Below are 12812 nucleotides of genomic sequence, written 5' to 3'. Positions count from 1 at the left end.
CGCTTGAGGCGCATGGCAGCGAGATCATGCTCATGTAATCGCCTTAGAGGACTTGATGTTTGCGAACCCTATCCGCTTCGGCGCCAGCGCTCTTGTGATCTCCGGGATCATGTTCGTGATCTACCCGGCACTTCGCCCGTTCTCCGACGAGAGTTCGCTGCTCGGCGCCGCAGCCCTTGGATCTGGGACATGGCTAGCTGCGCACATGCTTGCCATTGTGGCGTTTACCCTGTTGCCGCTGGGTCTGCTCGGGTTGCAACGCTCTCTGCTCGGGACGTCCGCGGAACGCCTGCTCTTTGTCGCCCTCGTCCTGAGCATAATTGGCACAGGCTTTACGCTTCCGTTCTACGGCGGCGAAGCCTATGGCCTTCACGCGCTGGGGCAGGAAGCGCTGCGGCAGCGCTCTGCCTCTCCGCTAGGCCTGGTCGAGGTCATCCGTTCCGGCCCTGGTCTCGCCATGTTCCTTGCCGGCCTGCTGCTCCTTGCCGCCTCCGCAATTGCGACCGCAACGGCGCTTTGGCACTCCTGTCGATATCCGAAGGCAAGCGGCGTTCCCTTCGCCGTTGGGATGGCCTTGTATATTCCGCAATTCTTCGGCGCGCAGCCCCTCCGCATTGCGCATGGATTACTGGTCGCAGTCGGCTGCGTGTGGATCGCCGTGTGTCTTTGGCGGCGAGAGCAGTTGGACCCGAATCGACAAGGACTCTCCGGGGCGAGGCGGTCATGATTTCCCATCGTGCCGGGTAATGAGCGCCGAGCTACACGCCTCGCGGAAGTGCGCCGGTGCAGACGTTGCTCTCTCAGTGCGGCCGCATGACCTCGACGGCCTGCGCATCATGCCAAAGTCGGATTGCGTCAAGGCCGGGTCGTCAGAGCGAAGCACGCCTGCGCGGGAAAGTGTGCCTGCGGGCCGCTGTATCGTGCTCCAGCGTAGAGTGGCGCGCCAAACGCGATTCCAGCCTGTGATCTTCGATCGAAAAATGGAGTCGGTGCATCGCCTGACCGAAATCATGCCGCGCGGCTTCTGGTCTCACTGATGTTCGCTTCCGGCGCAAAGACGCGCACGCCTGAGCTGTTGCCGGAGGATAAGGCTCGCGATCACTCTTCCTGTCCAACCGCAGCGAAGTTAGGCCCAGCCGCCTTATTCGGGAGGCTTCAGTCCACCGTGAAGCCAACCGACGGCGTCGGAATCGATGGGATCTACGGGAGCTTGTGCTTCGTAGATCACTCCGCATTTCGTGCATCTCAATGTCCGGTGCTCGAACCCAGGTCGCCCCGCTACAACACGCAAGACATCCATCGACGCCTCGCACGCCGGACAGCGCGGACGTACGACTTGACTGGGCGAAAGCTTGTTTGTGAGCTGCGCGTCAGGCACGAGGTACTCCTTTCCTTTTCTGAGGGCGGGAGCACAACACTCTCTGTCACCGCTAGATGCCTCGGAGGGGGCGGCAATATCGACAGCCTACGCCCAGTCGGTACGCCACGCACGTTAAAACTGCAGGCACGAGTGCACTTCTTGAGCTTTTTGCGAGGGATCTCGGTTAGCTTTGGCGCGGCTGGGCAACACTGGCGGACGATCCTCTCCCGCCGATACCCCTCGCGGCGCGCTTCTTGGCGGGAGCGGCGATCAGTCCGTCTCGAATGGCCTGCTTGCGCGCGAGCTTGTGCCGCCGCCGGATAGCTTCCGTCTTCTCTCTCGCAGCCTTGTCCGATGGCTTCTCATAGAAGCGCTTGCGGCGCATTTCTCTGAACACGCCCTCGCGCTGCATTTTTTTCTTGAGGACACGAAGTGCCTGATCGACGTTGTTGTCTCGGACGAATACCTGCACGCGTGTTGCTCCTCAAGATTGGTTGACGCACAAATCGATTGAAGGCCAGGGCGAGGATGCATCGGCATCCGGACGACCGAAGCTTATCAAGGCACGAGCCCGGTACGGATCAGCCGGGGAGAATGCGGAGCCGCTGTAAACTCGCCGTTACGCGGCGGCGCTTGAGCTGCCTTTAGGAGAGAAACGTCAGGTCCGGTCCTTTGATCCGGTTGCTCGGGCGAGTTCCCGAATATGATGCTCGGCGCCGGCAATCTGGCGCTTCACAAGCTCGGATTGAGCGGTGGCAACATCCTGAAGGCTGGCGGTCGACGCCACCTTCCGCGCGTGCTCGAAGCTGGTCTTCAAGCTCTCTTCCGAGAATGCGAGCACTTGCTTCGTGAGCTCTGCTGTTGAGGTTGTGCCCGCTGCAGTCGACCTGCGCGCCGCATCAAACAACAAGGCGAACACTTGTTCGGCCTGATCGATCGTCCTCTCCGCGAGCTGACGCAGCTCGGCGGGAACTTCCAACTTCGGTTCAGTCATCGTCGTCCCGCCTGTCAGGTTCATGATGATATGACCCGGATTGAGGCTTGAACAGGGGCGCGGGGCTTTCTTTTTGATCGTTGATTGAGCCTTGGCTTGCGAACTCAGGAGTTTCGCGGCCTGATCCACTTGTGCTTTGTCGAGAAAGCGCATAGCTTGTCCGGGTTCGATTAGCCGCTGTGCCTTTCTGAATGCGCCTGCGGGCTCCTTCCCAAAGACATCCGACCAGTTGAATCTGAAATCGCGTGGCGTCACGCGAATGCGTTTTGGAGAAGGAAAAATGCCGACAGGTACTGTTAAGTGGTTCAATGGTCAGAAGGGCTTTGGCTTTATCCAGCCCAACGACGGTGGAAACGATGTGTTCGTGCACATCTCTGCCGTGGAGCGGGCGGGTCTTTCCGGCCTGGCCGAAGGCCAGAAGGTTTCGTTCGAGCTCAAGACCGACAAGATGCGTGGTAAAGTAAGCGCCGAAAACTTGTCGCTGGCTTAATCGCTACGCCATTTCACGGATGTACTGAAATGGCCGTGTTGCCCGCTCGATCCCGGGATTGAGCGGGCATTGCTTGTTTTCCAATTCGGATGAGCGATGAGCGGCAAGAAACCAGTCGAACCTTCCCCCGAAAGTCTCTTGCGCGCCAAGCGGCAGCGTTTGGCGCAGGAAGAAGGCGCGCGAGCGATGGCGGATCTGGAGAAGCAGGCCATCGAAGTCCGTCAAAACATGCAGCGTCTTCGCGCGTTGCGGGAAGCGAGGGAAGCGGACGAGGTGAAAAAGTCGGATGCTCTTCCACAAGCCGTAAAGAAGAAGCGCAAGAGACGGATTGTACGATACGGCTGAATACAGCGATTGTCTGCCCGGCAAGCTGCAGCCGACGATCTGTCACGAACTGAGGAGACGGCCTCATGCCCAAAACTGTGCGGATCGTGCCGGAGGTCAAGTCGCGTGACGGGCAAGCGATCACCTTTGTTCTGGCCATAGGTACAGTTCGGCAAATGTGTCGTCTTGAGACGACATTCCGGACGCAGAACCAGGCGCTCAGTTATCTTCACAAGCATCGGAGGGAATTTGAGCGCGCCGCTCGTGAAAGATTCGCGCGTGGCGAGATTCATGACGGCATCATTCATCTTACGATGCTCTAGGCCAAAGGGGCTCGATGTGTTCGCGCAGGCAACCTGCGCTGCGAGCGCGTGCACCACGGAAGCCGGCAGGCTGCCCGTCCCAGATCATAAGGCGAGCACATCACAACCATTACCTCGGACGTCATTGCCTGAATGACCTGCTGCGTTCATGCTGTCGTGCCGTAGCCGGCAGAGCAGACGGGAGGACGCATGACGCCGCTGGAAAAAATCAACTCCTTGAAGATGCCCTTCGCGGAACTCAAGGGCGTCAGCTTCACCGAGGCGAGCCAGGACAAGGTCGTAGCGCGGATGCTGGTGCGGCCCGAGCTTTGCACGCTCGGCCACATCCTTCATGGCGGCGCCGTCATGGCGCTCGCCGATTCCGTCGGCGCGGCTGCGACCGTGATCAACCTGCCGGAAGAGGCGAAGGGCACCACGACGATCGAAAGCAAGACGAATTTCATCGGACCGGCCAAGGAGGGCACCGCAGTGATCGCCACGGCAACGCCCGTGCATCGCGGCCGCCGTACCCAGGTCTGGCAGACGCGGCTGGAGACTGAGGAGGGCAAGTTGGTCGCCGTCGTCACCCAAACCCAGATGGTCCTCTTGTGACCACGGCGGCCCGAATTTATTAACGATTTGTTGCTGTTGATCGCCGAAATTGGGCCGGGCGCGGCCTTGAATTACATGGTGCAATGCACAATATTCCCGCTCAACTAGGGATTCGACGCCTCCTCGAGGGCTTTTCCAAGAGGAGTTTGAAGTGCCATACGAAGATACCTACCGCCCTCGGCCGGGCTTCGGCTATGTGCGGACTCTGAGCCAACGGGAAGAATTGCCGCTGTTGCGCGATCACCTGTTAAGGCTCGATGCGGAAAGCCGGCACGATCGCTTCAACGGCTTTTTGGACGACAACTTCATTGAGCGTTACGCCGCCAAATGCGCCGATGATGGCACCATCATCGTCGCTTATATGGAAAGCGGCGTCGTGCGCGGTGCGGCCGAATTGCATCCGCCGGAGCAGTCGGAGGACGGGCTGCCTGAAGTCGCCTTCAGCGTGGAAAGGTGCGTGCGCCGGCAGGGCGTCGGCAGCATCCTGTTCAAGCGGCTGATCTCGGAAGCGCAGTGGAAAGGCTATCGCCGCTTGCGCATCACGACCGGCGCGCAGAACCATGCGATGCGGGCGCTGGCCGCGAAATTCGGCGCACGTCTCGTGTTCCGGCGTGGCGAGTCCACCGGCACGATCGACGTGCCGCTGCAGCCCCAGGCTGAGCTTGCCAAGCTCGCCATCGATACGCCGCTGGTGGCTGCGCGCGCGATGATGAATCTCAACCGCGCCTGCTGGAAGCTGTTTTCCAGAATGTACAGTTCAGGGCGCGCAGCTTGAGCCGCGCTCCCCTCAGCTTTCTCTCTTCATCGAAGGAAATTATCGAAGGAAATTCGGGGCCCGCATCGGCGCGCGCGGGCCGGAGATATTAGCTAAGTGCCGGTCCGCTTGGTCGTCGCCAATCGCCTGACGACCCGCCGCTCGACGACGACGGCGCGCTGCGCGCCTTGCTCGCCCGCGATCACCCGTGTGACACCGCCGGTCCGCGCGGCAACGCGGTTCTGCTTCTTCACTTCGGCCTGTACGACATCGAGCGGCATCCCCATCAGGGCCGCCGCGATCTCCGCCTGCGCCTCGAGATCCTCGGTGATTCCGGCTGCGGCGAAGATCGCTTCATCGAGGGTGGGCGGATCGCGCCTGACACGTCGCGGTCCATACTTGGTATTCCAGTCTTCGCTCATTGGGGCCTCTCGTTGATCCGGGATACCTAGAAGCCATAATGTTGCATTGCAATATGAAAGTGAGATGGCAATCCAGCCATGCGCTGGCGGAATCGCACACAATTGCCTGTGAATAATCGCCGCAAGGTAATCGTCATGGTGCCTCTTCCATTGCTGTGGTCGACGCGGGACTTGGCTGCGGCCATCGCTTTAGCGCGGCACGTCCTGCATCGGTGAGCACGTAAACGCCGCGCTCGGCGCGATCGAACCAGCCATAGACATTGTTGAGCAGGATTTTAGGCGCATCCGGAATTTCGGGCTTGAGGTCGCGCACACGCCGGGGCCCGTCGGCAAGGGCCGACGCGCAAGCGAGGGCTTGCTGCCGGTAGGCCGTCATGATTGGCGCGCGTGTCGACCCGCCCAGCACCGGGTCACCCAGGCGTCGTTGGTGCTCGGTGACCAGCCGCGACCGCTTCTTGGGATCTCGCCTTGGACTCGTGGTCGGCGGCTTGACCAGAACCTCGACATCGCCGCGCGCGGTGACGCCTAGCATGCCAAAACCGAGGCGGCGACAGAGATTGCGGTAGCGCGCATCGTTCTCGCGTCCCTTGCCGCGCGCCGACATTTTGGCGGCAAGCCAGATCTCGTCGCAGGCGCCGGCGCGATCGACCGCCTGCAGCACGAGTTCCAGATTAAAGCTCAGCTTCAACTCGCCGATCACCACGACCGGTGGATCCTCGCCCTTGAGCGCCACCAGGTCGCAGCCGCCGATTTCGCCTTTGACCGAAAAGCCGAGCTTTTCGAGAAAGCGTTTGACGGGAAGATAAAGCGCGGTCTCCAAGTTGGCTCCGGCGAGGGCTGCGACTCAGCAGGCGAGAGTCTAACAGGCTGCGAGAGACACGAGGGATGGGATTTCTCACACGCGGCCACGTACCGGTATCAGCGCGCCGGTCACCGCGCTCGCCGCATCGCTCACCAGAAACAGGATCACCTCGGCAAGTTCACCCGGCTGCACCCAGGTTGAAAAATCCGCGTTCGGCATGCTGGCGCGATTGGCTTCGGTGTCGATGATCGAGGGCAGCACGGCATTCACCGTGAGCTTGCCCTTCCACTCGGTGGCCAAAGCATCGGTCAGACGATGCACGCCGGCTTTAGAGGCGGCGTAGGGCCCCATGCCGGCGTCGGCTTTCAGCGCGCCGAGTGCGCCAACATTGACGATGCGGCCGGCGTTGGACTTGGAGATATGGCCGAGTGCCGCGCGCGAGGCGTTCAACGCGGTCAGCACGTTGATCGCATACATCCGCTGCCAGGTCTTGCTGTCGCCATCGGCGACCGGCTCGAAGGCAAAGCCTCCGGCGATATTGATCAGCGCGTCGATCCTGCCGAAATGGGCCGCCGCTGCATCGATAGCGCTCTTGGCCTGCGCCGCATCCGTGAGGTCGACGCCGCCGAGCTCGATCCTGTTCGGCGTGGGTTGCATGTGCGAGGCAGCGTGATCGATGCCTGCGATCCGTGCGCCGCGCGCGAGCGCGACCTCGCTCACGACCCGGCCAAGCGCGCCCAGCGCGCCCGTGATGACGAGTACTTGTCCGTTCATCCGTTCCCCTCCTGGTCGCAATGAGTGGAGACGCACACTATCGCCACCTGAAAATGCCTGGCAATGCCGCGAGCGTTCTTCAGACCCAACCGGCTATTCGCGCGACGTTTCCTAAAATTATCCGGAGCTTTGTAAGCGGATAACCAGAACCGCCCTTCTATCCTGCAATCCACGTCAATCGGGGCTGGAGTTCACCATGCCACATCTACATGACCACGGCCTGCCACTTGTCCAGCTCAAGGAGCAGCGCCGCGATCTCGTTGTCTCCTTGCAAAATCGCAGTGGCCCGATCAGTGGCTGGGAGTTGATGCAGATTGCCGCGGTTCAACAGGCCATCATGGCGTTCGAGGAAGTGATCGCCGACCTCGATGCGGAAGCCGGAATGGACGCCGCGGCGTAACGTCCGCGCTTCGTGTTTGGGCCGCCACTTCACGACAGATAGCGCGCTTTGAGCGCCGCGCGCTCGCGGTTGCCAACACCGAGGCCTTGCTCGAAATAGTTTTCGAGATGGCCGTAGTCGGCACGGATCGCATCAAAACCGGCGGCAAGAAACGACGCATCGACCGATCCGATGGCCTGTTTGACATCGTCGGGCAGATCGGTCGCAGAAGCTGGATCGCGACGGTAGAATCGATTGGTGAGGAGGTAATCCTCGGCGATCACTTCATCCGGCACGCCGAGCGCATGCAGCACCAGCGCGCAGGCAAAGCCGGTGCGGTCCTTGCCGGCAGTGCAATGGATCACCAGCGGCGCATGATCGCCCAGAAGGTGTACAAACAATGCGCGGAAGCTGTGGGTGTTGAGGCGCACATAATTGCGGTAGGACTCGCGCATGATGTCCAGTGCGTCCGAAGCGGAGAGGGACCCCGCGGCGAGCTTTGCGCGCAACGCCGCATCACGGTGGGCTCGATCGGCAACGAATGGACGGTGATTTCTTCCAGTCCGCAGGCCGCGCCCGCGCGCTCCTCCAGTCCGCGAAAATCGAACGCGCTTTTCACGCCGAGCGCGCGTACGATCTCGATATCGGCGGCCGTGAGATGGCCGAGATGATTGGAGCGGAAAATCTGGCGCCAGCGGACGATGCGACCGTCACGCGTCGCATAGCCGCCGAGATCGCGAAAATTGCTGGCGCCTTGCAGATTAAAATGGCGGGCCGGGATGTCTGGCATCAGCAAGAGCCGTCGGTTGCGGCGGAAGGTCGTGCCAGCGGATCGTGCCGGAAGCGGCGGCGCGCGTCTATAGCGGCTTGGGAGCTGTTCTACATGTGAGCTGTTCTAAATGAAAAAGGCCGAAACATCCGTGTTTCGGCCTCTTTCAGTTGTCGCTGCGCAGATTGTGCTGCCAGCGCCCGCTGGGGCGTGTGCCTGACATCACTGCTCCCGCGACCGTTGGGCTTCCCGGATCGCCTCTTCGTGATACCAGCTTCCGCTGCAGAGGACTTCGTTCACGCGGGGCGTATTCTGGTCGATCGGGGATTTGGTCTCGCCGTGGCGGCGATCGCCGAGAGCCGCGCGGCCCCCGACCGGAAACTCGTAGATCTTGGCAGATCCATAGCTCGGACTGGTCGTCATCAGCATGCTCCTTAGCCGATGCACACGGCCTCAATCGTGCGCCCGACTCGTTCTCTTGTGGTTACCGATTCCGATATCGGCCGGTGCTCCCGTCGATGCAATGTGACTAAAGAAAAATCATTTCCTGCCTAATTTGTGGGCGGTTGCAGGCTTGCCCTCGCGGAGGCACAGCGCGATCGGCCATCGCTTGGGGGCTTAAGAAGGTTGCTGGAACGGGACGCTACCTTTGCCGAATCTTGCTCTCGGTTGCCGCGGCTTTAATCGTGTTCCGCCCTCGCGGGCGTAGCTGCCCCGGATTCGGGCGCGAATCCGTCATGATTGCTGCCATTTCTGTTCCAGCGCCGAAGGCGGTGGCGCGCTCCTATGCCGCACCCTTCGGGTGCCACAGGGAGACCGGGCGGGGAGGCGGGAATAGGGAGGGCCGTGGCCTTCGACGGCCCAATTGGCACGCGAAATGCTTATGGGTTACCCGGCCGATCTTGGCCGGGTATTGCGGGTCGCGACCAATCCCTTCGGTTTCCCCGCCTTCGAGATTATCAATATAGAGAGGCTCAATGACGAAGTACAAGCTCGAGTATATATGGCTCGACGGATACACGCCGACGCCGAATTTGCGCGGCAAAACTCAGATCAAGGAATTCGCCTCGTTCCCGACGCTGGAACAGCTCCCGCTGTGGGGCTTCGATGGCTCCTCGACGATGCAGGCCGAAGGCCACAGCTCCGATTGCGTGCTGAAGCCGGTCGCCGTCTATCCGGATGCTGCGCGCACCAATGGCGCGCTGGTGATGTGCGAGGTCATGATGCCCGACGGCAAGACCCCGCACCCCTCGAACAAGCGTGCGACCATTCTCGACGATCCCGGCGCGTGGTTCGGCTTCGAGCAGGAATATTTCTTCTACAAGGATGGCCGCCCGCTCGGCTTCCCGGCTGACGGTTATCCGGCGCCGCAGGGTCCGTACTACACCGGTGTCGGCTACAAGAATGTCGGCGACATCGCCCGCAAGATGGTCGAAGAGCACCTCGATCTCTGCCTCGCCGCCGGCATCAACCATGAAGGCATCAACGCGGAAGTCGCCAAGGGCCAGTGGGAATTCCAGATCTTCGGGAAGGGCTCCCGCACCGCCGCCGACCAGATGTGGATCGCGCGCTACCTCTTGCTGCGTCTGACCGAGAAGTACGGCGTCGACATCGAATTCCACTGCAAGCCGCTCGGCGATACCGACTGGAACGGCTCCGGCATGCACTCCAACTTCTCCACCAAATATATGCGCGAAGTCGGTGGCAAGGAGTATTTCGAGAAGCTGATGGAGGCCTTCAAGGCGGCCCGTGCCGAGCACATCGCGGTGTACGGCCCGGACAACCACATGCGCCTGACCGGCAAACACGAGACTGCTTCGATTGACACCTTTAGCTGGGGCGTGGCCGACCGCGGTGCCTCGATCCGCGTGCCGCACTCTTTCGTGAACAACGGCTACAAGGGCTATCTGGAAGACCGCCGTCCGAACTCACAGGGCGACCCCTACCAGATCGCCTCGCAGATCCTGAAGACCATCGCGACGGTGCCGACCGGCGCGAAAGCTGCGGCTTAACAGCCTAAAACGGGTAAAGACCGGGTGGGGGCGCCCGGTCCACCCCTCTGGTCCGTCGGAGCGCAAACCGCTCCGGCGGACCATCGCTTTCCCGACATCCCTGCTGTGCCATTTGGTCAATGTGGACGTGTGGGCAACGTCATTTCCCTCGGCCGATGAACCGCGCTAGATAGCGCAGAGCAAGGCGAGAACCGGGGGCATCCGTTGTTCGGGGGCTTCTACACGGTCCAATTCCAGCTTGATGAAGCGATCGGCCGCAGCGTGATGTATGCACGCGGTGGCAAGATGCTTGGTGGCAATTCCGCTTTCGCCCATGTCGGCGCCTACGTTTTGAGACTGATGCACAGGCTTTGAGCCGCAGGGGAGTGCGATCGTTAATGGCCGTTTCCGCTCGGTTGCTCTCGACGCTCGGATTGAAGGGCGCCGTTGTCAGTCTGACCGCTCAGTTCGAGGCGGCCACGGGAATCCGCATTGATGCCGATTTCGCGCCGACGCTCGTTTTGTTGCCGCGGCTTCGTGCCGGCGAGGCCGCCGATGTCGTGATTCTGACGCGCGAAGGACTCGATGAACTCGTACGCGAGGGGCTGGTCGTCGCGGAGAGCCAGGCTGATCTCGCGCGCTCCTTTGTCGGCATTGCCGTCAAGGCCGGTGCGCCGCATCCCGACATCGCGACGCCCTCGGCGCTTCGTGCCACCCTCCTCGTCGCGCGCTCGGTGGCCTATTCGCGCCTGGGGGCGAGCGGCGTCTTCTTCGCGCAATTGCTCGAACACCTTGAGATCGCATCCGAGATCAATGCCAAGGCCACGATCATCTCGTCAGGGTTTACGGCGGAGCGGCTGGTGTCGGGCGAAGCGGATCTTGCGGTCCAGCAGATCAGCGAACTGAAGCAGGTGCCGGGCGTGGAGATCATCGGCCCGGTCCCGCGTGAGCTGCAGAGGCCTGCGGTGTTCTCCGCCGCACGCATGGCGAGCGCCCAATGCCCGACCGACGCCGATCGGCTATTGCGTTTTCTCGCCTCGCCGGAGGTCGCGTCCGTGTTGCGCGACACCGGCCTCGAGCCTTGAATTTGCCCGCAGCGCGAAGCAACGTCCGATGATGATTACCAAATGGTTTTACCGGATTTGCTTTGCCGTGATGGCCTGCGCGTGGGCGCCGTCGCTCGCGCACGCGCAATCCGCCGATCTTGTCCTGTGCGACCGGATCGCGGCCGATCCCTCCGATCCCGACAAGCCGGCTGACATCAAGGGCGTCACCGAAATTGCGCCCTCCGATATCGCAACCGCAATCAAGTTCTGCAAGCAGGCGGCGGCGGGCTCGCGGCGCGCGATGTATGAGCTCGGCCGCGCCTATGCGGCGAACAAGCAGACCGCGGAAGCGGTCGCCGCCTGGCGCAAGGCGGCAGACAGGGGCTCGACCTCTGCGATGGTCGAGCTGGGCGTGCTTTATGGCACGGGAAGCGGGCTTGCCAAGGATGACGCGCAGGCGCGCAAGCTGTTCGAGCGGGCTGCCGAGGGTGGCAATCCGCGGGGCATCTCCAATCTTGCCGCCCTTGGCGGAAGCGGTGGCACGACGCCATCCGATCCGGCGCGTGCGCGCGACCTGCTCGCGAAGGCCGCCGAGACCAATGCAGAGGCGCAGTATCAGCTCGGCCTGATGCTGGCCGAGGGCACCGGCGGGCCGAAGGACGATGTCGGAGCCCGTGCGCTGTTTGAAAAGGCGGCGGCGCAAAACCATCCCGGCGCGCTCGAGCGCATGGGCGCCTTTTCGCAAGAGGGGCGCGGCGGGCCGAAGGATGTGGAAGCCGCCAAGGCCTACTACCAGAGGGCGGCCGACCTCGGCGACGAGGATGCGAAGGCGGCCCTGAAGCGGCTGCAATGTCCGATCGCAATCAAGGACAAGCGCGGCAATCTGGTCACCAATCTCTGCTTTTAGCGCAGTCGCGAGCGGCGCCGGGCGTCGATCTTGATCAAGCGCAATATTGCCCGCCGCGATGCGGCATAGAGGAGGGACGCGTGCCGGAAGGCCGCCGGTTCGCCGCGGGCGCAATCGCGACAACACGGGAAGAGGGTTGGAGAGATCGGATGACGCATCGCGGATGGATCTTGGGGGCGGTGCTTGCCTGCGCGCCGGTGCCCTTGGTGGTTGCCGAACTCGGGTCGGTGGCTGCGGCCGGAGAGCAATATGTGCCGCAGCTCGGCGACATCATGAACGCGGCGCAGACCCGGCACATCAAGCTCTATTTTGCCGGCAAGGCACAGAACTGGGATCTCGCCGACTATGAATTGCAGCGGCTGAGGACGAGCCTGGCCGAAGCCGCCATGCTGTATGAAGGCATCCCCGTGAACAATGTCACCATGATGGTTGAACCGCTGAGCGCGATCGAGGACGCGGTCAGGGCCAAGGACAGCAGGCGATTTGCCGCGACGGTCGCAGAGCTCACGGAAGGGTGCAACACCTGTCACCAATCGATGAACCGCAGCTTTATCGTCATCCGCCCGCCGACCGAGCAGCCCTTCGGTGACCAAAGCTTCGCGCCGCCCGGCAAGAAATGAAGCTCGATGGCCTTCGTGCGGCTGCATCTCGCAGCCGGCCGCCAGGCAAGGCGGAACGCGCGAAGGACGATCGCCGTTAATGCGGAAGGTTGAGGAGAGAACACCATGATCCGCAAACTGCGATCCGGTCAGTACCGGCTCTATTCCCGCAAGATCGATCCGAAGACTGGCAAGCGCCGTAATCTCGGCACGTTCAAGACACGCGCCGCAGCGGAAAAGCACGAGCGCGAAGTGCAATATTTCAAGCGGCATGCATAGCAGGCCTG

18 protein-coding genes and 1 pseudogene are annotated in these 12812 nt (G+C 61.9%); 12 read left to right on the top strand and 7 right to left on the bottom strand.

What is annotated here, in order from left to right:
* Window positions 1-55 precede the first annotated feature (55 nt).
* Entirely contained in the window at window positions 56-727 is a 672-nt protein-coding gene (locus F758_RS0124025) for a hypothetical protein (RefSeq protein ID WP_024510259.1), read from the top strand.
* 817 nt (window positions 728-1544) lie between these two features.
* Here F758_RS0124025 and rpsU read toward each other — a convergent pair.
* Both rpsU and F758_RS0124010 read right to left on the bottom strand, forming a co-directional pair.
* Window positions 1545-1832, bottom strand: a complete 288-nt coding sequence (gene rpsU / locus F758_RS0124015) for a 30S ribosomal protein S21 (RefSeq protein ID WP_024510257.1) — start codon at window positions 1830-1832, stop codon at window positions 1545-1547.
* 186 nt (window positions 1833-2018) lie between these two features.
* Window positions 2019-2507 (bottom strand): phasin family protein, encoded by a 489-nt coding sequence (locus F758_RS0124010; protein ID WP_051387026.1) that lies wholly within the window; start codon window positions 2505-2507, stop codon window positions 2019-2021.
* Between the two features lie 127 nt (window positions 2508-2634).
* Here F758_RS0124010 and F758_RS0124005 point away from each other — a divergent pair, with 127 nt between their 5' ends.
* The 5 genes from F758_RS0124005 (at window position 2635) to F758_RS0123985 (ending at window position 4857) form a co-directional block, all read left to right on the top strand.
* The gene (locus tag F758_RS0124005) at window positions 2635-2844 is read left to right on the top strand and encodes a cold-shock protein (RefSeq protein ID WP_024510255.1); all 210 of its coding nucleotides are present in this window, start codon (window positions 2635-2637) and stop codon (window positions 2842-2844) included.
* Between the two features lie 96 nt (window positions 2845-2940).
* Window positions 2941-3189: a transcriptional regulator gene (locus F758_RS48060; RefSeq protein WP_084305612.1), complete on the top strand. Its 249-nt coding sequence runs from the start codon at window positions 2941-2943 to the stop codon at window positions 3187-3189.
* A gap of 65 nt (window positions 3190-3254) precedes the next feature.
* The gene (locus tag F758_RS0123995) at window positions 3255-3491 is read left to right on the top strand and encodes a hypothetical protein (protein WP_157450130.1); all 237 of its coding nucleotides are present in this window, start codon (window positions 3255-3257) and stop codon (window positions 3489-3491) included.
* Between the two features lie 189 nt (window positions 3492-3680).
* Entirely contained in the window at window positions 3681-4082 is a 402-nt protein-coding gene (locus F758_RS0123990) for a PaaI family thioesterase (protein ID WP_024510252.1), read from the top strand.
* 151 nt (window positions 4083-4233) lie between these two features.
* A complete protein-coding gene (locus F758_RS0123985; protein ID WP_024510251.1) occupies window positions 4234-4857 on the top strand; it encodes a GNAT family N-acetyltransferase in 624 nt (207 codons plus the stop codon).
* 92 nt (window positions 4858-4949) lie between these two features.
* Here the strand turns inward: F758_RS0123985 and F758_RS0123980 are convergent, their stop codons facing one another.
* The 3 genes from F758_RS0123980 to fabG form a co-directional block, all read right to left on the bottom strand.
* Complete coding sequence (locus F758_RS0123980) at window positions 4950-5258, bottom strand: hypothetical protein (protein WP_024510250.1); 309 nt, start codon at window positions 5256-5258, stop codon at window positions 4950-4952.
* 133 nt (window positions 5259-5391) lie between these two features.
* On the bottom strand, window positions 5392-6078 hold the full coding sequence (locus F758_RS0123975; RefSeq protein WP_024510249.1) for a DUF2161 domain-containing phosphodiesterase: 687 nt from the start codon (window positions 6076-6078) through the stop codon (window positions 5392-5394).
* A gap of 75 nt (window positions 6079-6153) precedes the next feature.
* Window positions 6154-6834, bottom strand: coding sequence for a 3-oxoacyl-ACP reductase FabG (gene fabG, locus F758_RS0123970; RefSeq protein WP_024510248.1), 681 nt, complete (start codon window positions 6832-6834; stop codon window positions 6154-6156).
* 196 nt (window positions 6835-7030) lie between these two features.
* On the opposite strand from fabG, the gene F758_RS0123965 reads away from it, so the two are divergent.
* Window positions 7031-7234: a hypothetical protein gene (locus F758_RS0123965; protein ID WP_024510247.1), complete on the top strand. Its 204-nt coding sequence runs from the start codon at window positions 7031-7033 to the stop codon at window positions 7232-7234.
* A gap of 29 nt (window positions 7235-7263) precedes the next feature.
* Here F758_RS0123965 and F758_RS44455 read toward each other — a convergent pair.
* Both F758_RS44455 and F758_RS0123955 read right to left on the bottom strand, forming a co-directional pair.
* Window positions 7264-8003 (bottom strand): annotated as a pseudogene (locus F758_RS44455) (tyrosine-protein phosphatase).
* Window positions 8004-8204: 201 nt separating this feature from the next.
* Window positions 8205-8405 (bottom strand): DUF2735 domain-containing protein, encoded by a 201-nt coding sequence (locus F758_RS0123955; RefSeq protein ID WP_035722919.1) that lies wholly within the window; start codon window positions 8403-8405, stop codon window positions 8205-8207.
* A gap of 554 nt (window positions 8406-8959) precedes the next feature.
* Between F758_RS0123955 and F758_RS0123950 the strand changes: the two genes are divergently transcribed.
* The 5 genes from F758_RS0123950 (at window position 8960) to F758_RS49780 (ending at window position 12804) form a co-directional block, all read left to right on the top strand.
* Window positions 8960-9994: a glutamine synthetase beta-grasp domain-containing protein gene (locus F758_RS0123950; protein WP_024510245.1), complete on the top strand. Its 1035-nt coding sequence runs from the start codon at window positions 8960-8962 to the stop codon at window positions 9992-9994.
* A 377-nt stretch (window positions 9995-10371) separates the two neighbouring features.
* On the top strand, window positions 10372-11058 hold the full coding sequence (locus F758_RS0123940) for a substrate-binding domain-containing protein (protein WP_024510244.1): 687 nt from the start codon (window positions 10372-10374) through the stop codon (window positions 11056-11058).
* 70 nt (window positions 11059-11128) lie between these two features.
* Window positions 11129-11926, top strand: coding sequence for a tetratricopeptide repeat protein (locus tag F758_RS0123935; protein WP_198026554.1), 798 nt, complete (start codon window positions 11129-11131; stop codon window positions 11924-11926).
* 149 nt (window positions 11927-12075) lie between these two features.
* The gene (locus tag F758_RS0123930; protein ID WP_024510242.1) at window positions 12076-12546 is read left to right on the top strand and encodes a hypothetical protein; all 471 of its coding nucleotides are present in this window, start codon (window positions 12076-12078) and stop codon (window positions 12544-12546) included.
* A gap of 105 nt (window positions 12547-12651) precedes the next feature.
* On the top strand, window positions 12652-12804 hold the full coding sequence (locus F758_RS49780) for a hypothetical protein (protein ID WP_157450129.1): 153 nt from the start codon (window positions 12652-12654) through the stop codon (window positions 12802-12804).
* Window positions 12805-12812: the final 8 nt, after the last annotated feature.

This window comes from Bradyrhizobium sp. ARR65 (assembly GCF_000472385.1).
Taxonomy (GTDB): Bacteria; Pseudomonadota; Alphaproteobacteria; order Rhizobiales; family Xanthobacteraceae; genus Bradyrhizobium.
Note: the sequence above shows the minus strand (reverse complement) of the source record. Positions and strands in the feature narration are given on the sequence as shown.